The sequence below is a fragment of the Mucilaginibacter sp. PAMB04168 genome, assembly GCF_039634365.2.
GTDB lineage: Bacteria > Bacteroidota > Bacteroidia > Sphingobacteriales > Sphingobacteriaceae > Mucilaginibacter.
Genome location: NZ_CP155079.2, coordinates 2,864,912 through 2,884,633 on the forward strand (window position 1 = coordinate 2,864,912; position 19,722 = coordinate 2,884,633).

The 19,722-nt window shown below is 42.0% G+C and carries 14 protein-coding genes; 4 read left to right on the forward strand and 10 right to left on the reverse strand.

Annotation, left to right across the window (positions count from 1 at the left end; translation table 11 throughout):
* Nucleotides 1–127 precede the first annotated feature (127 nt).
* Nucleotides 128–2,320 carry a DNA helicase RecQ gene (gene recQ, locus ABDD94_RS12160; protein ID WP_345952103.1) on the reverse strand — a complete coding sequence of 731 codons (2,193 nt, stop codon included), beginning with the start codon at nucleotides 2,318–2,320 and terminating at the stop codon, nucleotides 128–130.
* A gap of 226 nt (nucleotides 2,321–2,546) precedes the next feature.
* Here recQ and ABDD94_RS12165 point away from each other — a divergent pair, with 226 nt between their 5' ends.
* The gene (locus tag ABDD94_RS12165) at nucleotides 2,547–3,632 is read left to right on the forward strand and encodes a mannose-1-phosphate guanylyltransferase (protein WP_345952469.1); all 1,086 of its coding nucleotides are present in this window, start codon (nucleotides 2,547–2,549) and stop codon (nucleotides 3,630–3,632) included.
* Between the two features lie 79 nt (nucleotides 3,633–3,711).
* Here the strand turns inward: ABDD94_RS12165 and rlmB are convergent, their stop codons facing one another.
* On the reverse strand, nucleotides 3,712–4,476 hold the full coding sequence (gene rlmB, locus ABDD94_RS12170; RefSeq protein ID WP_345952470.1) for a 23S rRNA (guanosine(2251)-2'-O)-methyltransferase RlmB: 765 nt from the start codon (nucleotides 4,474–4,476) through the stop codon (nucleotides 3,712–3,714).
* Nucleotides 4,477–4,707: 231 nt separating this feature from the next.
* Between rlmB and dnaB the strand changes: the two genes are divergently transcribed.
* Nucleotides 4,708–6,261, forward strand: a complete 1,554-nt coding sequence (dnaB, locus tag ABDD94_RS12175) for a replicative DNA helicase (protein WP_345951819.1) — start codon at nucleotides 4,708–4,710, stop codon at nucleotides 6,259–6,261.
* A 106-nt stretch (nucleotides 6,262–6,367) separates the two neighbouring features.
* Here the strand turns inward: dnaB and chrA are convergent, their stop codons facing one another.
* The gene (chrA, locus tag ABDD94_RS12180; RefSeq protein ID WP_345952471.1) at nucleotides 6,368–7,567 is read right to left on the reverse strand and encodes a chromate efflux transporter; all 1,200 of its coding nucleotides are present in this window, start codon (nucleotides 7,565–7,567) and stop codon (nucleotides 6,368–6,370) included.
* Nucleotides 7,568–7,650: 83 nt separating this feature from the next.
* Nucleotides 7,651–7,992: a tetratricopeptide repeat protein gene (locus ABDD94_RS12185; protein ID WP_345952472.1), complete on the reverse strand. Its 342-nt coding sequence runs from the start codon at nucleotides 7,990–7,992 to the stop codon at nucleotides 7,651–7,653.
* Nucleotides 7,993–8,271: 279 nt separating this feature from the next.
* Here ABDD94_RS12185 and ABDD94_RS12190 point away from each other — a divergent pair, with 279 nt between their 5' ends.
* Nucleotides 8,272–8,871, forward strand: coding sequence for a bifunctional nuclease domain-containing protein (locus ABDD94_RS12190; RefSeq protein ID WP_345952473.1), 600 nt, complete (start codon nucleotides 8,272–8,274; stop codon nucleotides 8,869–8,871).
* A 179-nt stretch (nucleotides 8,872–9,050) separates the two neighbouring features.
* Complete coding sequence (locus ABDD94_RS12195; RefSeq protein ID WP_345952474.1) at nucleotides 9,051–10,310, forward strand: nucleoside permease; 1,260 nt, start codon at nucleotides 9,051–9,053, stop codon at nucleotides 10,308–10,310.
* An 81-nt stretch (nucleotides 10,311–10,391) separates the two neighbouring features.
* Here ABDD94_RS12195 and ABDD94_RS12200 read toward each other — a convergent pair whose 3' ends face one another.
* From ABDD94_RS12200 to ABDD94_RS12225, 6 genes are all read right to left on the reverse strand, one after another.
* Nucleotides 10,392–11,555, reverse strand: a complete 1,164-nt coding sequence (locus ABDD94_RS12200) for a zinc-dependent alcohol dehydrogenase (protein WP_345952475.1) — start codon at nucleotides 11,553–11,555, stop codon at nucleotides 10,392–10,394.
* Between the two features lie 126 nt (nucleotides 11,556–11,681).
* The gene (locus tag ABDD94_RS12205) at nucleotides 11,682–12,284 is read right to left on the reverse strand and encodes a porin family protein (RefSeq protein WP_345952476.1); all 603 of its coding nucleotides are present in this window, start codon (nucleotides 12,282–12,284) and stop codon (nucleotides 11,682–11,684) included.
* A 79-nt stretch (nucleotides 12,285–12,363) separates the two neighbouring features.
* Nucleotides 12,364–13,791 (reverse strand): TolC family protein, encoded by a 1,428-nt coding sequence (locus tag ABDD94_RS12210; protein WP_345952477.1) that lies wholly within the window; start codon nucleotides 13,789–13,791, stop codon nucleotides 12,364–12,366.
* Nucleotides 13,792–13,799: 8 nt separating this feature from the next.
* Nucleotides 13,800–14,477, reverse strand: a complete 678-nt coding sequence (locus ABDD94_RS12215; RefSeq protein ID WP_345952478.1) for an ABC transporter ATP-binding protein — start codon at nucleotides 14,475–14,477, stop codon at nucleotides 13,800–13,802.
* A gap of 326 nt (nucleotides 14,478–14,803) precedes the next feature.
* Entirely contained in the window at nucleotides 14,804–17,170 is a 2,367-nt protein-coding gene (locus tag ABDD94_RS12220; protein ID WP_345952479.1) for an ABC transporter permease, read from the reverse strand.
* A gap of 89 nt (nucleotides 17,171–17,259) precedes the next feature.
* Nucleotides 17,260–19,683, reverse strand: a complete 2,424-nt coding sequence (locus ABDD94_RS12225; RefSeq protein ID WP_345952480.1) for an ABC transporter permease — start codon at nucleotides 19,681–19,683, stop codon at nucleotides 17,260–17,262.
* Nucleotides 19,684–19,722 lie beyond the last annotated feature (39 nt).

The window sequence follows — 19,722 nt, forward strand, 5'->3', positions numbered from 1 at the left end:
GAGCTTGCATTTTTAAGCCGGCATTTTAACATAAAATTTGGTTGTGGTCTTTAGGTTGCAGAATGCAAGATATAAGAAAAGGAACTCGTTTTGTGAGTTCCCTTTTTATAATCATATCTAGTAAATGCTAGTTGCCTAACTCCGACATAAATTTGATACGCATGAGTTGTATCTCTTCGCGGGTATAATCATTAACGCCTAAATCCACCAAAGCGTCGTCTATTGAATCAACTTCAGCCGAACGGAAGTAATCATAAACCTCTTCCTGTTTATCCTCGTCAATTACTTCGTCTATATAGTAATTTAGGTTAAGCTTGGTACCCGAGTTAACAATAGATTCAACCTCACGAAGTATTTCCTCATAGGTTAATCCCTTTGATGCAGCGATATCTTCCAGGTCTAAATGGCGGTCAATGTTCTGAATGATGTAAACTTTAAGTGCTGATTTATTAGCCGCACTTTTTATAACCATATCAACCGGCCGGTCGATGTCGTTGTCCTCTACATACTTTTTAATCAGCTCAATGAATGGTGCACCAAATTTGGCAGCTTTACCCGCTCCCACGCCCGATATTTGCTTCAGCTCATCTGTAGATACGGGATAATGCGTACACATCTCCTCCAATGACGGATCCTGAAAAACTACAAACGGGGGTAAATTCTTTTGCTTGGCAATCTTTTTGCGCAAGTCTTTCAGCATCTGCAGCAACTGTGTATCCAACGCACCACCGCCGTGCTTAGGGCCCTCTTCAGACTCATCGTCCTCAGCGGCTTCCATAGGTTTGTTCAATACAAATTTAATGCTGTATGGGTTGTCTATAAAATCGTAACCTTTATCAGTTAGCTTCAACAAGCCATAATTGTCTATGTCTTTCGATAAGAAATTATCCAACATTGCCTGGCGTAGTAAGGAGTGCCATAAATTTTGGCCTTCTTCCTTACCTGAGCCAAAAACATCAAGAAGATGATGTTCATAATGGTGTACATGCGGATTATCCTGACCCATTAACACACTGGTAATATGATGATCATCAAACTTGTCGCCCAGTTGTTTGATGAGGCTCAAAGCACGGTGCAGTTGCGCTTCAGCGTCAAAGAACAGCCGCTCAGAACTGCAATTATCACACATGCAATTACAACTGGCCGCATCATAGTCCTCACCAAAGTAATGCAAGATCTGCTTACGGCGGCAAACCGCCGACTCCGCATAATCAATTACTTCCTTAAGTATCTGTGTACCGATTTCACGTTCAGAAACCGGCTTGTCTTTCATGAATTTTTGCAGCTTGTCTACATCTTTTTCAGAATAGAAAGCTACACAAATGCCCTCGCCGCCGTCACGCCCCGCACGGCCGGTCTCCTGGTAATAACCTTCCATGCTCTTAGGCACATCATGGTGTATTACATAACGCACATCGGGTTTGTCAATACCCATCCCAAAAGCAATGGTAGCAACAATTACGTCGGCATCTTCCATCAAGAATTTGTCTTGTGTATCGGCACGCACTTTAGCGTCAAGGCCGGCGTGGTAAGGTAAAGCTTTAACGCCGTTTAACTTTAATGCCTCGGCTACTTCTTCTACCTTTTTACGGCTTAAACAGTAAACAATGCCTGATTTGCCCTGATGCTGCTTAATGAACTTAATGATTTCTTTAAGTACATTGCGTTTGGCACGCACTTCGTAAAAGAGATTTGAACGGTTGAACGATGATTTATATACCGTTGCATTGTTCATTTGCAAATTTTTCTGAATATCGTGCTGCACTTTGGGTGTAGCCGTAGCGGTTAGCGCTATAATCGGAATATCTTCGCCAAGATTGGTGATTACCTGCCGTATCTTACGGTATTCCGGACGAAAGTCATGCCCCCACTCCGAAATACAGTGCGCTTCATCAACCGCTACAAATGACAGCTTGTTAAGCCTCAGAAAATCAATATTGTCCTGTTTTGTTAATGATTCGGGAGCAACATACAATAGTTTGGTACGACCAGCCAAAACATCTTCTTTAACCTTAGCCGTTTCTGATTTGGTTAATGATGAGTTTAGAAAGTGTGCAACGCTGTCTGAATTACAGAAAGCTCTTAGCTGATCAACCTGATTTTTCATCAGGGCTATGAGTGGAGAGATGACGATGGCTGTACCTTCCGTCATTAATGCCGGAAGCTGATAACACATGGATTTACCGCCGCCGGTAGGCATAATCACGAACGTGTCATTACCGGCCATTATATTAGTAATAATCGCTTCTTGTTCGCCTTTAAAATTATCGAATCCGAAAAAATTTTGCAGGTTATCAAAAAGCGATTTTTTAATTTCAATCATTTTATCTTAGAAAAAATTTGAAGTTCTGCTTTTATAGTTCAAAATAACAAAAAAATACAGAAAAACGACAAAATGTAAACAAAATATTAAACTATTATGATTTTACGTGTTGTGCTAAACCCGATAATAATTAACTAAATATACCCGATTTTTATTACAAAATCGAATTATTTTTTACAAATTTGACGGCAGTGTTACCACTTGATCACATACTGTATATCACATGAATAAAAACTATTATGCCATTATCATGGCTGGTGGCATAGGCAGCCGCTTTTGGCCTATCAGCCGTACTTCACACCCCAAGCAGTTTATCGATATCTTGGGCACTGGCAAAACGTTAATACAAAACACTTATGATCGGTTCCTGAAGATTTGTCCGAAGGAAAATATTTATGTTGTTACCAACGAAATTTATACCGACCTGGTAAAAACGCAGATACCAGATATGACCGACTCACAGATACTTACTGAGCCGGTTATGCGCAACACAGCTCCTTGTGTAGCTTACGGATGCTTTAAAATAGAAAGCCTGAACCCGGATGCTGTAATTGTAGTAGCGCCCTCCGATCACCTGATACTGGCAGAAGATAAATTTGTGAGCGCCATTGAAAGCTCGCTGGAAACAGCAGCTGCTCATGAGTGCCTGATCACCTTAGGCATTATGCCTTCGCGCCCGGACACAGGCTACGGATACATTCAGTACAATGACCAGGTAATCGACGAACAATTCCATAAAGTAAAGACCTTTACCGAGAAGCCTACGCTTGATATAGCCAAAACCTTTATTCAAAGTGGCGACTTTTTATGGAATGCAGGCATTTTTGTTTGGTCGGCCAAGGCCATCGTGAGCTCATTTGATAAGTACTTGCCCGACATGCATGAGATATTTGCAGAAGCCCGCGCTGTTTATAATACCGCTGAAGAGAAACCGCATGTGCATACTGCTTACCAGCGCTGCATCAATATCTCTATTGATTACGGCATTATGGAGAAGGCAGAAAACGTTTACGTGCTGCCGTCTGAATTTGGTTGGAGTGATTTAGGCACCTGGGCTTCAATTTACCAGCTGGCAGAAAAAGACTATGTAGGCAATGCAGTTATTCCTTCTGAAAAGGTAATTATGTACGATTCGTCAAATTGTATGGTAAACGTACCTGATGATAAGCTGGTTGTGTTACAAGGCCTGCACGATTATATCGTTGTTGAATCAAACAATACCTTGCTGATTTGCCCACGAGATCAGGAACAAAACGTAAAACAAGTAGTTGCCGACGTTAAACAGAAATTCGGCACGAAATACATTTAAGATTCAAATAAAATAATGAACCCATGCGCAGGTGTTTAATCCTTTATTAAACATCTGCGCATTTTTATTTGCATACCAATTACTGTCGCTGTCTAACTGCTTCATAAAGTATTATTCCAGCAGATACCGAAACGTTTAGAGATTCTATTTCGCCGTACATGGGTATCTTAGCTAAGTGGTCTGCTGTTCGTATCAGTTCGTTACGTATGCCATCTTCTTCCGATCCCATTACCACTGCGGTAGGTAAGGTATAATCCGGTTTGTAGATATAATCATTTGTTTTTTCGGTACAGCATACTATCTGCAAACCCGACTCCTGTAAAAAGCGTACGGTTTGTACAAAATTTTCGTGTCGGCAAACCGGAATTTTATATAAAGCGCCGGCCGATGTTTTCACGGCATCTGCATTAATCTGTGCCGATCCTTTTGCGGGTATCAATATGGCATGCACACCGGCACATTCTGCAGTACGGGCCAATGCTCCCATATTGCGTACATCGGTTATGCTATCCAGCACTAAAATAAGCGGCACCTCCCCCTTTTCAAAAACATCTGGAATAATGTTTTCTATTTTCTGATAAGTAATTGGCGATACCACCGCTACAACACCCTGGTGATTTTTAGGTGTCATGCGGTTCAACTTTTCAACGGGCACGTACTGTGGTGTAATTTGATGCTCGCTGGTTACTTGTTTTAACTCTTGATACAGTCCGCCGGTAAGGCCGCGCTGAACGTAAAGCGATTCAATTTCTTTGCCTGATACAATTGCTTCTATGATGGCACGGATTCCGAATATAAATTGACTATTGTTGCTGCTGCGTCGCGGGGGATAATTACCTGTCATTTAAAATAAAATAAAGTGACAAAAATACGCATAATTACTAGTATAAACCTTACATTTAGTTAGGAGTGAAAAGGCGAACAAATATTCTATACAAATAAGATTTCAGATAAAAGAACACTAAGCCGGCAAATATTTATCAACAAGATCGGTTAGTAATTTTAATCTGCTATACCTGCGTCAACCCTACAATATTTGTATATTTTTGTCGCCCCAACGATTTGAGACAAGGCCATGATTTTTGAGAACAACAACCGAACCAACAACGACAGACGCAATAAAACATTTACATCGCCTAACCAGATATCCGGAAAACTGCCACCTCAGGCCCGTGATTTGGAAGAAGCTGTTTTAGGCGCGTTGATGTTGGAAAAAGACGCACTTTCTTCGGTTATTGACGTATTGAAACCAGAAGTTTTTTACGTAGAAAGCCATCAAAAGATTTTTAATGCCATACGTACCCTGTTCGAAAAAACATCGCCTGTTGATATCTTAACTGTTACGGCCCAATTGCGTATGCAGGGCGAATTGGAAATGGTTGGAGGCGCTTTTTATATTACCGAGTTAACTAACCGAGTAGCATCGGCAGCCAACATTGAGTACCATGCGCGTATCATCATTCAAAAATATATTCAGCGTGAACTGATCCGCATTTCGACCGATATCATCAATATTGCGTATGAAGACACCACAGATATTTTAGAGCTGCTGGATAAGGCCGAAAAGAACTTGTTTGATATTGCTCAAAACAACCTCCGCCGCGATTCGCGCAAAATGGATGACCTGATGCAGGAAACGCTGAAGGAAATTGAAGAGCTCAAAAATAAAACCGATGGTTTAACGGGTATAGGTACTGGCTTTACCGACCTTGACCGCATGACATCTGGCTGGCAAAAATCGGATTTGGTAATTATTGCAGCACGCCCCGCAATGGGTAAAACTGCGTTTGTGTTAAGCTGTGCACGCAACGCCGCCGTAGACTTTAACAAACCGGTAGTTGTTTTTTCCTTAGAGATGTCCTCTGTTCAGTTAGTAAATCGTTTAATATCAGGTGAGGCTGAAATTGAGCAGGAAAAGATACGTAAGGGTAAAATGGAGGAGTGGGAATGGCAACAAATTCACTCTAAAATTGGCCGCCTTGAACAAGCGCCGTTAATTATTGATGATACACCCGGCCTGAATATTTTTGAATTTAGAGCTAAATGCCGCCGCTTAAAATCACAGCACGATATTCAGCTTATCATTATTGACTACTTGCAGCTCATGAGCGGTAAAACCGACGGCAAAGGCGGCGGTAACCGTGAGCAGGAAATTGGTAGTATATCCCGCGCATTAAAAATGGTAGCTAAAGAGTTACAGGTGCCTGTTATTGCGCTATCACAATTGAGCCGTGCGGTGGAAAGCCGTCCGGGCGGTTCTAAAAGACCCATGCTGTCGGATTTGCGTGAGTCGGGTTCTATTGAGCAAGATGCCGATATGGTGTTATTCCTTTACAGACCAGAATATTATGGTTTGGAATTTGACGAAGATAACAACCCTACCAAAGGTGTGGGCGAAGTAATTATTGCAAAGCACCGTAACGGCGAAACCGGAACTGTAAGGCTGAAATTTGTAGGCAAATACGTTAAATTCACCGATTTGGAACAAAGTATGGACAGCTACATGCCGCCTGCATCGGGCAGTGCATTTGCAGGCTTAAATCCATCGCAGGGTTTCGACAGCAACCCAGGTAATATTATTATACGTCCGTCGCGCATGGATGACATGGATGATGAGCCACCATTTTAAGGTGCGGAACAGTTAGAAAAGAGCAGAAGCTTAGAAGCGATTGGCAATTTAGTTGTCAGCTTTATAGAAAGCTACACGCAGCACTTAGTGACATAACCACCAATACTTAAAACAATAAACCTAAAGCTACGCCTATCAGAATAATGATAGGCGTTTTAATTTTGGTAAAATACAGTAAACAAAACGCACCCGCCATTACCAGGTAAGCCATCCAATTGCCCCCAAAAGGCGCAACCAGCAAAATAAAAGCGGTAGCCATAAAACCAACAGCAACCGCATTAATGCCACTTAATGAATTTTTAATGCGGGTTATCTTCTTTAGGTCTTCCCAAAAAGGCACTATAAACAGTATGAGTATAAGACCTGGCAGGTTCACACCCACTACCGCAACAACGCTACCCCAAATCTGTCCGGCTAAACCGTAACCTTCATTACCTAACGTAATGGCACCCACAAACGAAGTAAATGAAAAGGTAGGCCCCGGCAAGGCTTGTTGTAAAGCATAACCCGATAAAAACTCAGCATTGGTTAGGTAATGCTTAACCTCCACAAACTCAGTATACATTAGCGGAACCAACACTTGGCCACCTCCAAAAATGAGAATGCCGTTACGGTAAAAATTTTCGAACAAGCGGATGGGCAAGCTAAAAGGCGAGGTACGATTTATAATAGCACCTAACGAAGCAAAAAACAGCAGTATCCCTATAAAGTAGGCAACCTTTTTAGGGTTAACATTCGAAAACAATTTTACCCGTAGTGCATCTTCAGTGGGTTGCGTTTCAAAGGCCGAAGAAAAGATACCGCCCAGTAATATTAATATTGGGAATGCGTATGGATTTTGCAGTATAAGCGTTGCCAGCAGCGAACCAATAGCCAGGTAAACGCTCACCTTGGTCTTAAGTATCTTTTGTGCAAAATTCACGGCTGCATAGGCAACAATACCCACCGCTGCTGGATGAAGAAACCGCAGCACCTCATCTACCCTGCCACTTGCTGCAAGGCCTTTATAGGTCACAGCCGCTATGCACATAATGGCTGCTGACGGTAATACCCAAATTACGAAACTTAATAGAGCGAGTTGCAAACCTCCCACCTTCCAGGCAATACCTACCAAAGTTTGTGTCGAGGATGGGCCGGGCAGTATTTGCGATAAGGCATTGAGCTCCATTAATTCTTCTTCTGTCACGTAACGGCGTTTTTCCACAAATTCGCGCAGCAATATAGCTACATGCGCTTGTGGTCCGCCGAAGGTAGTGAAGGTATAAACCAACACATCACGTAAAAAAAGTAGTTTGCGGTTGTTCAATTTGCCTGTGTTTAGCGGGCCGTTAATCTCTTTCGCTTTACGCTGATTGATTATCTTAAAAGCTTCCTTAAATAAGTGCCGGGTTAATCATCATCGTCGTCATCAAATAAACCCGAAGCCTGGTTATACGCCGACTGCAATTCTGAAAAAGCATGGTTATCACGTTTCTGCCGTGTAATCTGCATACCTTTTTGATAGATCACGATAGCCTCATCCTTTCGGTTCAGCGTTTCATAAAGCTTACCCAAGTGATAATATGTACCAGTGTAATTTGGATGTTCTGCCACTAAGCTTTCATAGTATTGCAAAGCTTTATCAACATCGTTTAATCTTAAGTACTCTGTAGCCAGGGCATATAACAGAAACTCATCATTGGGTTCGCCCTTTAAAAATTCAAGAAGCTTGGTTAAGCGGTCGGCCTGCATTTTAAACTGTGTATTTTTTAATATATTTTTGCAGCAAGGACGGCATAAAAATCAAATTATTTAGTAGCCGTCCCAACCGTTGCAAATGTAACGTTTGCAGCTTACTGCATCAACCTAATATTGTCTTAACACAGGTGTTAACGCCAGGCTTAAAATAAAAGCAAACGTTTTCAACAAACCTGCCGCAATGTGGTTATTGATGTTAAATGGATAAACAGAAAGGTTTGCGGCATAAATAATGCTGTAAACAGGTTAAAATGGTTTGTGATGGGTAACAATATGAAAAAAATAAAGCTCGACATTGTAGGTCTGTCTTACAGCCAAACACAATCGGGTGCATACGCTTTAGTGTTAGGTGAAGTAAATGGCCGTCGGAGGTTGCCTATCATTATTGGGAGTTTTGAGGCGCAGGCTATTGCTATTGAGATTGAAAAGATGACACCGAGCCGTCCGCTTACCCATGATCTTTTTAAGAGCTTTGCCCAGGCTTACCACATCAATATTCAGGAAATCATTATTTACAACCTGGTAGACGGAATATTTTACGCCAAGCTTATATGCTCTGACGGCAAAAAAACGGCTGAAATAGACGCCCGTACGTCTGATGCTATTGCGATGGCTGTGCGTTTCGATTGCCCTATTTATACCCACGAGTTTATCCTTTCAACTGCAGGCATTGTGATTGAAGGCAATGATTTTGTTTACTTAGAAAACCTGACCGAAGCGACCGAGGAAAAACCGAGCGGCTCGGGTACAGCCAGTTATACCTCTTTAAGTATAGACGAATTGAAAACCAAACTACAGGACGCGCTTACTGAGGAAGCTTATGAGAAAGCAGCCAAGATCAGAGACGAGTTGAATAAGCGAAAAGCATCCTGAATTCTGCTAGCTCAGTAACGATTAATAAATTAAGCCATAGTTGAACATCGGTCTCGGCTATGGCTTTTTACTGCGCCACCGCCTGTAAATATCTACTTTTGCCGTTTTCTCATTTCGCAATATTTCACTACTTTCCGCTTTTATTTTCACTGACTAAAACTGATTAAACCGGGCGCCGTATGAATATTAAGTTTCGCTTGATACTGATGAATTTTATGCAATTTTTTATATGGGGAGCGTGGCTACTCACCATAGGCGCATATTGGTTCCAGAACAAGCATTGGTCGGGTGCGCAGTTTGGCGTCATCTTTTCTACTATGGGCATATCAGCTATCTTTATGCCCGCGCTTACCGGTATAATCTCCGACCGTTTTGTAAACGCAGAAAAGCTTTACGGGATTATGCATATCATGGGTTCGCTTGTTTTGTTTAGCCTGCCATTAGTGACAAATCCCTCCACATTTTTTTGGGTGATACTACTTAATATGGTTTTTTATATGCCAACACTGTCACTCTCTATTACAGTAGCTTATACAGCCTTAAAAAATAAGAATATGGATGTTGTTAAAGACTATCCACCTATACGCATTTGGGGCACCATCGGGTTTATAGCCGCATTGTGGACGGTAAGTCTTACACATAATGAAACTTCAGCTAACCAGTTCTATATTGCTTCTGCAGTATCAATGGCACTGGGCATATACTCCTTCACTTTACCTAAGTGCCCGCCATTGTTAAGCAAAACCAGCGGCAAGTCACTAACCGACAACCTGGGCCTGAATGCATTCGCTCTTTTCAAAACTCCCAAGTTTGCCATATTCTTCGCCTTCTCTATGCTGTTAGGTGCAGCGTTGCAACTCACCAATGCTTATGGCGATACCTTCTTACATGATTTCAATAATGTAGCTGCTTATAAAGACACCGTTGCGGTTAAGTATCCCGCTATTATCATGTCTATTTCACAAATCTCTGAGACACTGTTTATACTGGCTATACCATTTTTCTTGCGCAAGTTCGGCATTAAATACGTGATGCTGTTTAGCATGCTGGCCTGGGTATTACGTTTTGGTCTTTTTGCTTTTGGTGACCCCGCAGACGGCCTTTGGATGATTATCCTTTCATGCATTGTGTATGGCATGGCATTCGACTTTTTTAATATTTCGGGTTCATTATTTGTGGAAACGCAAACCACACCAGAAATACGTGGCAGTGCACAAGGCTTGTTTATGATGATGGTAAATGGATTTGGCGCTTTGTTTGGCAGCTTTGCCAGCGGCATTATCATTGATGAATTTTTTACCCTGGCCGATAAGAGTAAGAACTGGCACGGCATATGGTTAACCTTTGCAGCTTATGCCCTTATAATTGCTGTTGTATTTCCGTTCGTGTTTCGGTATAAGCACAACAAAGCGCTTGAAGACGCTATACAGCACGTATAATAATAATATTGGCTGCAGATGCCGATATGTAACAAACAAAAAAGGCTACCGAATATGAGTAGCCTTTTTTGTTTGTTGTTGTTATGCATGCGGCTTTAGTACCACCTTCACACAATCATCTTGCTTGTTCTTGAAAATATCATAGGCATGAGCTGCTTCGCTTAGAGGAAGTGTATGCGATATGATATCATTTAAAGTGACTTTTTCTTGTTTAATCAGATCTATCAGATGATCGATATAATTAAGTACAGGTGCTTGCCCTTGCCTAATGGTGATACCCTTATCAAACATGCGGTGAACCGGGAAGTTGTCATAAGGAGTTCCGTATACACCTACTACGGTTACAGTACCACTACGACGCACAGCTTCAAAGCACATTTCCAGTACCTTCATGCTACCTTTCTCGAAGTTGAGTGTAGCTTTCACTTTATCAAGGAATGAACGTTGCGCTTCAAAACCCACGGCATCTACACAAACGTCGGCACCACGTCCGCCGGTCATTTCCCTAATTGCCGCTACGACATCTACATCATTCGGGTTAAGCGTTTCCACCTTGTTAGCCTCGCGGGCTTTTCTCAGGCGGTAATCAACCGGATCAATTGCTATTACTCTGCTTGCACCGTTTAACCATGCAGCTTTTTGAGCCATTAACCCAACCGGGCCGGAACCAAAAATGGCCACCACTTCGCCACCCTTCATCTGTGCCCAGTCAATGGCCGACCAACCGGTTGGAAATATATCGGTTAGGAACAGCACTTGCTCATCTGTCATGTTATCGGGCACAATGCGGGGGCTTACATCGGCGTAAGGTACTCGTACGTACTCGGCTTGTCCGCCCGAATAACCACCATACAAGTCGGTATAGCCAAATAAGGCACCGCCTTTATTATCCAGCATATCGCCTTGTGGGCCGTAATGCTCATGATTGGAATTCTCGCAATGCGGTGAAGCGCCATGGGTACAGAAAAAGCATTGCCCGCATGCAATCGGGAAAGGCACGACTACCCTATCACCTCGTTTTAAGTTCCGAACAGAGGGGCCGACTTCTTCAACAATGCCCATAAATTCGTGCCCCATTATAATATCGCTTGCCTGCGGAATGCCTCCGTCCAGAATGTGCAAGTCTGACCCGCAGATTGCGGTCGAAGTAACCTTTAATATCACATCATTGGCTTCTTCAATTTTCGGATCTTCAACCGTGTCTACGCTAATATCACCCGGTTTGTGAAAAACTGCTGCTTTCATAAGTAGATTTAGTTATTATAATTAATGTTATAACAATTAAATTAACAGATAGTTAAGCTCTTGGTTTTATATATAAAAAAAGCTCTAAACCTACAAGGTTTAGAGCTAACGTGTAGTTGTATAATTTTATAAAGAAAATAAACGGTAACCTAAAGTGAGGTTAAACAAATTTGCACGAATTTCAGAATCACCTCTTCCATTTCTAAGTTTGTTTAAACCCAGCTCGTAACGCAGATCTAACGACATGCGCTGAAAATCTAAACCTGCGCCAAATTGCCAGGCATAATTTTGATCATGTACCCGAAGCCGGGCTGCGTTGGTAAATGCATCACCTACACTTTGGTCATGATTGATCGCAAACGAAATCAATGGGCCGGTATTAACCCGGGCGGCAACGCCAAACATGCCAAACTTTCTGCCAACCAGCAAGGGCAGATCAATGCTTTGAAATTCGGCGGTGTTTTCAGCTCCGGCTGTTGCATCCTTTAACTTAACGTTCTTACTGGTATAATACAGCTCCGGCTGAAAATGCCACCCTACAGCGCCTACCCTTGCCCAGGCACCTACAAGGTAACCAGCACGGTGACTGCTGCTTAAAGTGTTTTCTGTAGAAAAAGAGGACAGGTTTGCCCCTGCCTTTAAGCCGAAATTAAAACTCGGCAAGAACTGAGCTGACGCCGAAAATCCGGTGCACAAGGTAATGGCTAATAGATAAAAGTATTTTTTCATAGTAGTATGTGTGTATTTGCATAACAATAAAGCCGCATTTTTGTGCGGCTTTATTGTTAATCTTGAAACACTCACTTAACTACAAGTTCAATTTACCCTGGTAATAATCTAATATTTTGGTGCGGATATAATAGTCATAACGCGCATTAATTAAATTGTTATTAGCCCTATCGAGATTGTTTTTGGCCACAATATAATCAACTGAGGTTAGTGCGCCGGCATTGAAACGTATTTCAGCAGTGCGGAATGATTCTTTAAACGCGTCGACCTGTTCGGTTAATACCTGAAACCTTTCATAAGCAGATGCCATATTAATGTAGGCCTGCTCTACATTCTGTTTCAATTGTATACGTGTAGTTTCTTCTACATATCGGGTTTCTTGCAAATCAATTTTAGCTAAAGCCACCCGGTTGCGGCTAACAAAACCATTAAGTATGGGGATTTGCAAGCCTAAATTAACCTGCGTATTGTAATTATTTTTAAACTGATTGAAGTATCCTATCTTATCACTCGAAAAATTTTGGTTATAGGCATACACTGGCTGGTTGCCACCGGCTGTTTTTATAAATGCACCGGTATTAACCTCCATCGAGTCAACAAAAATAGACTTGCGTGCGGCATTGGAGTACCGGGTAGCTAATCCGCCCGATAATGCCAATACCGGAAGCATATTGCCTTTGGCCACTTTAACTTGCTTTTCGGCGCTCTGCCTGCGCAAGGTGGCTGCTTTTACCAGCGGCAAGTTTTGTATGGCAGTGGTGTATATCTGCTCGGCAGATTTATTGAACTTGGTTGATGAGACTTGGGCGGCATCCAGGCGCTGCAAAGTGATACTACGGGTGTAGGGCACATTCATAATTTGCAACAAATTAAGTTTTGATGCGTCCAAGGCATTTTTAGCATTAATAACCGTCAACTGGTCGGTTCCCTGCTGGCCTTTAACATCATAAAAATCTGATGGCTTAACTGCGCCATTGGTATTCATTACCTGCAAACGCTGTACCTGTTGCCTAGAAACCTCCAGTTGATTGTTAGCTTGTGTAAGTAAATCAGTGTTGTTAATTACCTGCAGGTAGGTGGTTATCACATTTAGCGTTATATCATTTTTGGCTTGTTCAAAGTCCATCTTTCCGGCCTGGTAGGCTAAGGCAGTTTGGCGTATGCTGTTTTGAACCGACAAGCCGTTGAAAAGTATCAGATTTGCATTTACGCCATAATCAGCCGATGCAATTTGCTGGTTTAAGTAAGTATTTGTAAACGGATCCAAGCCACGTCCTGTACTTAGCCCATGGTTTACCACACCATTAAAAGTAGGTAGCAAAGCCGCACGCTGCTGCTGCCAGTATACCCTGCTCCTTTCCATATCCAACTCGCTGCGTTTAACTGTTAGATTATTGGTAATGGCAATATCGATACATTGCTGCAGATTGTATACAGAATCGGCAGACTGACACTGGCCCGATCTATTGAGGCACAGGAAACTAATCAGTAAAATGAGATAGCGCATAACCTTGCTTACAATATAACGGTCGAATCAATTTTGCCATCCAACAAGTTGATGATGCGTGAACCGTACTGGGCATTTTTTTCTGAGTGCGTTACCTGGATAATGGTAACACCATCTTCCTGATTTAATTTTTTGAAAAGGTCCATAATTTCTTCGCCTTGCTTAGAGTTCAGATTGCCAGTCGGTTCATCGGCTAATAATAAATTGGGCTTGCTGATAAGTGCACGTGCTATACCCACCAGTTGCTGCTGGCCACCCGATAACTGAGCCGGAAACAAATCCTTTTTGCCTACAATGTTAAAGCGGTCTAAAATGTCGGCAACCAATGCCTTTCGTTCTGCGCTTTTTACATCCTGGTATAGCAGCGGCGTTTCAATGTTCTCATATACTGTCAGCTCATCTATTAAATGGTAGGCCTGAAAAACAAAACCTATGTTTTGCTTATACAAAGTTGAACGTTGTTTTTCTTTCAATTGATGAACCGGTTCATTTAGAAAGTACTGATAACCTTCAGATGGCTGATCGAGCATGCCTATGATGTTGAGCAGCGTTGACTTACCGGAACCCGACGGCCCCATAATAGAAAGAAATTCTCCTTTGTCAACCTCCAAATCTACTTTGTTAAGCACATAGGTTTTATTAGCTCCAGTGTTATAGAATTTTGATATTTGTTTAAGTGACAGCATTTGCAGTATGATGAGTGATTAGTTGTTTGAAGATAACTTATTATACATTATGCTATACATGAATTCTATACCAAAACCATAAAGTGCTGTTTATAAAACCTATAGATGGTTTTAGTAACATACGGCTGTTCGCTTGTGTAACATGCATTGTGCGGTTGTGATACAGTTATAAGATCAATTGCTTATTCGATTAGGCACGTGGAAACATGTTGCTGGCAGTTTCAGATCAAAAAGCAAAAAGGCACACTAACAGATACGTTTTTTCTACTGTAAGTTGTGCCGTCGAACTGAACAATTATCAACCGAATTCAATCCGGTTAATGGCGTTATTCGCTCCGCAGGCTTTTTACGGGGTTGGCAATTGCGGCCCTAACAGATTGGAAGCTTACTGTAACCATCGCAATTATAATGGCTGCAAAACCGGCCAGTATAAAAACCCACCATTCAACTTCAATGCGGTAAGTATAGCCCTGAAGCCAGCTATGCATAGCGTACCAGGCTATTGGCGTAGCAATAAAAATAGAGATCATAACCAGCTTCAGGAAGTCTTTAGAGATAAGCGTTGCAATGCTGCTTACCGAGGCGCCCAATACCTTACGTACGCCAATCTCTTTGGTACGGCTGCTGGCCATGTAAGCAGCCAAGCCAAACAGACCTAAGCACGATATGATGATGGTTAGCAAAGCGAACGTGCCGGCTAAGTTGCCTGTACGTTGTTGTTCTTTAAACTTTGCCTGATATTCCTGATCAACAAACAGAGGGTTAAAAGGAAAAGCAGGGTTAAATTTTTTAAAAACAGCTTCGGCCTTTTGCAACGAAGCACTTATTGATTGTGCTGGATTTAAGCGATAATTAATAACATTGTCCCACTCGCTTCTTGGCCCCATAACAAACATCGGGTTTTTAGCATCAAATGGCGATCCCCAAATAAAGTCTTTAAATACGCCAACTACATGCCACTTTACAAAATCTTTATCTATAACCTGGCCAATAGGTTTTTTAAAGTTCATGATTTTAGCGGCCGATTCATTTATCAGGCAGGCGGTAGAATCTGTGGGGTAAGCCGCCGGGTTAATGTCGCGTCCGTCAACCAGTGGTATCTTTACAGTTTTAATAAAGTCGCCTTGAGTAGCTATTTGGTCAAAAACAATCTTTGCATCTGGTGCTTTCCCTTGCCATTCTAACCCCCATGAGTTGGATTGGCTCGTAACCAAATTTGAGCTGGTAATGCTTACAGCAACAGCAGCCCCGGAGTTGAGTAGTTCATTCTTGATGAGTTGCTCATTCTTTTTAATATCGCCCGAAAAAGGCGTATATACCAAGTTGCTTTTATCATAGCCATTGTCGCGCTGCTGTGCATATTGTATTTGTCTGCGTATTATGATAGTGCTAATTATCATTACCACAGCAAACGTGAACTGCACAATAACCAATAACTTGCGTGGCGTAATCAGGGCGTTGAACGAACGGAAAGTACCCTTTAAAACCTCTACCGATTTGAACGAAGAAAGGTACAATGCAGGGTAACATCCAGCTAATATGCCAGTAAGTAAAATAAATGCCAGCATGCACAGCCAAAATAAAGGGTTACCATAAGGAATGCTCAATTGCCATTGCACCAGCCTATTAAAGTATGGCAGGCTTACCTGCGCAAGCACAATAGCAATGATACCAGAAATAAGGGCAACAATAACCGACTCAATGAGGAACTGACCAATTAACGCGCCTTTAATTGCGCCGACGGCCTTGCGTATGCCTACTTCTTTAGCACGCTTTTCGCTGCGGGCCGTACTTAGGTTCATGAAATTTATACAAGCAATAAGCAGTATAAAACCAGCAATTATGGTAAACAAACGCACTACATCTACCCTTCCGCCCGACGGTTTGCCATCCTTAAAAATATTATGCAGATAGTAATCGCTTAGCGGATAAAGGAAAACCTCATTATCTTCCCGATGCTTGCTGTGCCGTATAGTAATGTTGATTATTTTTTTATTGAATTGCTCTAAGGATGCGCCTGGCTTTAACTGGACAAAAGTACGGTAACTGTTATTTCCCCAATTTTGATCATCGCGACCCCAAAATACTTTTATAAAAGACCATGGCGTAATATAATCACCCTGGAAACGGGTGTTGGATGGCTGCGGCTTCATAACACCGCTTACAACGAAACTGTGTTTATTGTCAAACATGATAATCTTGCCCAACGCGTCTTCACTTCCAAACATCTTTTTGGCAAAAACCTGGCTAATTACGATGTGATTGGAACTGCTTAGCGCATCGTGTTTATTTCCGCTTACCAACGGAAAGCTAAACATGTCAAAAAAGCCCGGGTCCGCGTTAAAGCCATCTGCTTCCAACTTTTTACCATTGTATTCTATTAAATGTCTTTCAGCATAATCGACCCGTACAGCCGATTTCACTTCAGGGTATTCTTGTGCCAAGGCCGGGCCTAATGTGTTTGGTGTGGTAGACCAGCAATTTACCTCTCCTTCAAAAGTTGACCGGTTATAAGCAACGTAAAGGGAATCGATATTTTTATGAAAACGGTCAAAGCTTATTTCGTTCTGTATCCACAACGCAATTAACATTGCTGCCGCCATGCCAACAGCCAAACCTGTAATATTAATAAACGAAAAACCTTTGTTGCTTAACAAGCTTCGCCAAGCAATTTTGATGTAGTTTTTAAACATGGTACGGCAGTAATAAATGTTTTGAAAAATTTGTATTCAGACCAGGAAAAACTGCGGGTTCTAAACCGTTGATAATAAAAGAACCGGGATTACTCGCTCCGCAAGCTTTTAACCGGATTGGCCAACGCCGCTCGTATAGATTGAAAGCTAATAGTAATAAAAGCCAACACTATAGCTAGTATGGTTGATACTACAAAAACCCACCACTGGATGCTTATCCTATATGCAAAGCCTTGCAGCCACTTGTTCATTAGCCACCAAGCTATCGGGAAAGATATTATGGCTGCGAGCAAAACCAGTTTGACGAAGTCGCGAGAAAGCAATAACACAATGCCGGCTACGTTGGCCCCTAATACCTTACGTATACCTATCTCCTTGGTACGTTGCAATACCATCATAATAGAGATAGCTAATAAGCCAACACATGATATAACAATGGCCAATACAGCACCGCTTACAAAGATGCCTGATAAACGGCGTTCACTTAAGTACTGGCGCTCGGTGTTTTCGTTAAGCCATGATCCTTTAAATTCGGTGTTAGGATATTGGCGGTGCCAGCTTTCTTTTATTTCATCAAAGGCATGAATAAGACTTGCCGGTTTTACTTTAACGAATATGTAATTAATGGTGTAACCTTTATCCATAGTCAAGGTTAAAGAGCCAATATCTTCGTGCAGCGACTTGAAGTTATAGTTTTTTACAATACCAATAATCTGTGCTTTAGGTTGCTGATCATACATGGGCAGGAAACTACCCAACAGGTTCTTGCCTCCCAGTTGCCGGGCCATGCTTTCGTTAATAATAATAGCTGTACTATCGCCCGGAAAATTCGGATCAAACTCCCTGCCTTCTACTAGTTTAATGTCGAGTGTTTTGGCATAGTCGTAATCTACACGCTGAATATTGGTGCGTATTTCCCGGTCGTTTACGGTAAAACCTAAAATTGATGTGCGTGATGAGCCATCATTACCGCGGCCCATGTTCAGATAAGCGCCGCTAACGCCCAGTACATTTGTATTGTTACGCAGCTCGTTACGCATCCGCTGTAAAGCCTTTTCGCCCGTAATTCCCCTACTAACCGGTATGCTGAGCACTTCTGTTTTGTTATAGCCAAGCGGCTTTTCGCTCAAATAGTTTATTTGCTGCCAGGTTATAATGGTACAAATGATAAGCAACGTTGACAGGGTAAATTGTATAACTAACAAGGTATTACGCAATTTGCCCGGCTTACCAGCACTCACGTCTCCTTTTAACACCACAACAGTTTTATAACGCACCATCATTAGAGCCGGGTAAAAGCCGGCTATAGCAGTTACTGCCAGAAACAAAATAAGTATGCCTGCCAGATGGACTGGCTCGGCAAGCATTGATAAGCTGATTTTACTCTTAAAAATTGCCTTGAACTGGTCTATCACCAACACGCAAATCAGTAAACCAACTATGGTAGCGCCAAGGCAAACTAAAATGGTTTCTGTCCAAAATTGCAGCAGCAGCTGCCATTTGCCGGCACCTAAGGTTTTGCGTACACCTACTTCGCGGGCACGGGTAAAGCCGCGGGCTACCGAAAGATTAATAAAGTTAATGCAAGCAATAATGAGAATAAAACAACCTATTACAATTAGGCTGATGGGATATGTTTTACTTACCGAATTTCCTTCAACGCCGCCTAAATCTATATTAAAGTGATTTGTTGCAAACGGGACGATACCTAACTTAAATAGATCTCCGTCTGCATCTGGCTTTGCACCCTCGCGTTTCAATAGGTCCAGGTCTTGTGTATAGTGCTTCGTTACGAAGGGTTTCATTTGGTGACTGAAAACCTTAGGGTCATAGTGCTCAGCAAATTCTACAAGTACAAAATGTGTTCGATTATCCCATCTGTCAACATCGGTTTTGTAGTTTGGAAAATGTTCAAACCTTACCAGCATATCAAACTCCAAACTTGAATTTGAGGGTAATTTTTTCATGACACCGCTAACTACAAAAGGCTTTTCCTCATTGCCGATAGTCAAAGTAACGGTCTTGTTGAGTGCCGGCTCATTACCAAAAATGGCTTTAGCTGCAGTTTCGGTAATAACAACGTTGTTAAGGCCGGAAAAAACTGTGTTTACATTACCCTGTAAAAGCGGAAAAGTAAACATCTTCAGAAAATCTTCGTCCACAAAATGTACACCTTGCTCCACCTCTTTGTTGCCGTACTTCACTAGTGCACCTGCATTGGCACTACGGGTTATGTGTTTTACGGCTGGATATTCGGCCTTTAATGCAGGTGCAAAAGGTATAGACATCGACGAGGTCTTTTCCACACCCTCCGGCCGGTTCGAAATATTATATACCTGGTAAATGTTTTCCAGTTTTTCATGAAAGCGATCATAAGAGAACTCGTAAAAAACGGTCAGGAAGATGAGTGTGCAACAAGCTATTGCTACCGATAACCCAACGATGTTCATTAGGTTAAAGACCCGACCTTTCCACAAGTTGCGCCAGGCTATTTTTAAGTAGTTCTTAATCATGGTGATAAATTTTTGGTGAGCGGAATATTCTGCTCTGCA

What these genes read in the sequence shown, in the direction of transcription:
- rlmB (WP_345952470.1), bottom strand. Translation starts at nt 4,476, where the DNA reads ATGACAGGTAATTATCCCCCGCGACGCAGCAGCAACAATAGTCAATTT.
- ABDD94_RS12205 (WP_345952476.1), bottom strand. Translation starts at nt 12,284, where the DNA reads ATGAAAAAATACTTTTATCTATTAGCCATTACCTTGTGCACCGGATTT.
- ABDD94_RS12215 (WP_345952478.1), bottom strand. Translation starts at nt 14,477, where the DNA reads ATGCTGTCACTTAAACAAATATCAAAATTCTATAACACTGGAGCTAAT.
- ABDD94_RS12220 (WP_345952479.1), bottom strand. Translation starts at nt 17,170, where the DNA reads ATGTTTAAAAACTACATCAAAATTGCTTGGCGAAGCTTGTTAAGCAAC.
- ABDD94_RS12185 (WP_345952472.1), bottom strand. Translation starts at nt 7,992, where the DNA reads ATGCAGGCCGACCGCTTAACCAAGCTTCTTGAATTTTTAAAGGGCGAA.
- ABDD94_RS12165 (WP_345952469.1), top strand. Translation starts at nt 2,547, where the DNA reads ATGAATAAAAACTATTATGCCATTATCATGGCTGGTGGCATAGGCAGC.
- ABDD94_RS12195 (WP_345952474.1), top strand. Translation starts at nt 9,051, where the DNA reads ATGAATATTAAGTTTCGCTTGATACTGATGAATTTTATGCAATTTTTT.
- ABDD94_RS12200 (WP_345952475.1), bottom strand. Translation starts at nt 11,555, where the DNA reads ATGAAAGCAGCAGTTTTTCACAAACCGGGTGATATTAGCGTAGACACG.
- ABDD94_RS12190 (WP_345952473.1), top strand. Translation starts at nt 8,272, where the DNA reads ATGAAAAAAATAAAGCTCGACATTGTAGGTCTGTCTTACAGCCAAACA.
- ABDD94_RS12210 (WP_345952477.1), bottom strand. Translation starts at nt 13,791, where the DNA reads ATGCGCTATCTCATTTTACTGATTAGTTTCCTGTGCCTCAATAGATCG.
- ABDD94_RS12225 (WP_345952480.1), bottom strand. Translation starts at nt 19,683, where the DNA reads ATGATTAAGAACTACTTAAAAATAGCCTGGCGCAACTTGTGGAAAGGT.
- dnaB (WP_345951819.1), top strand. Translation starts at nt 4,708, where the DNA reads ATGATTTTTGAGAACAACAACCGAACCAACAACGACAGACGCAATAAA.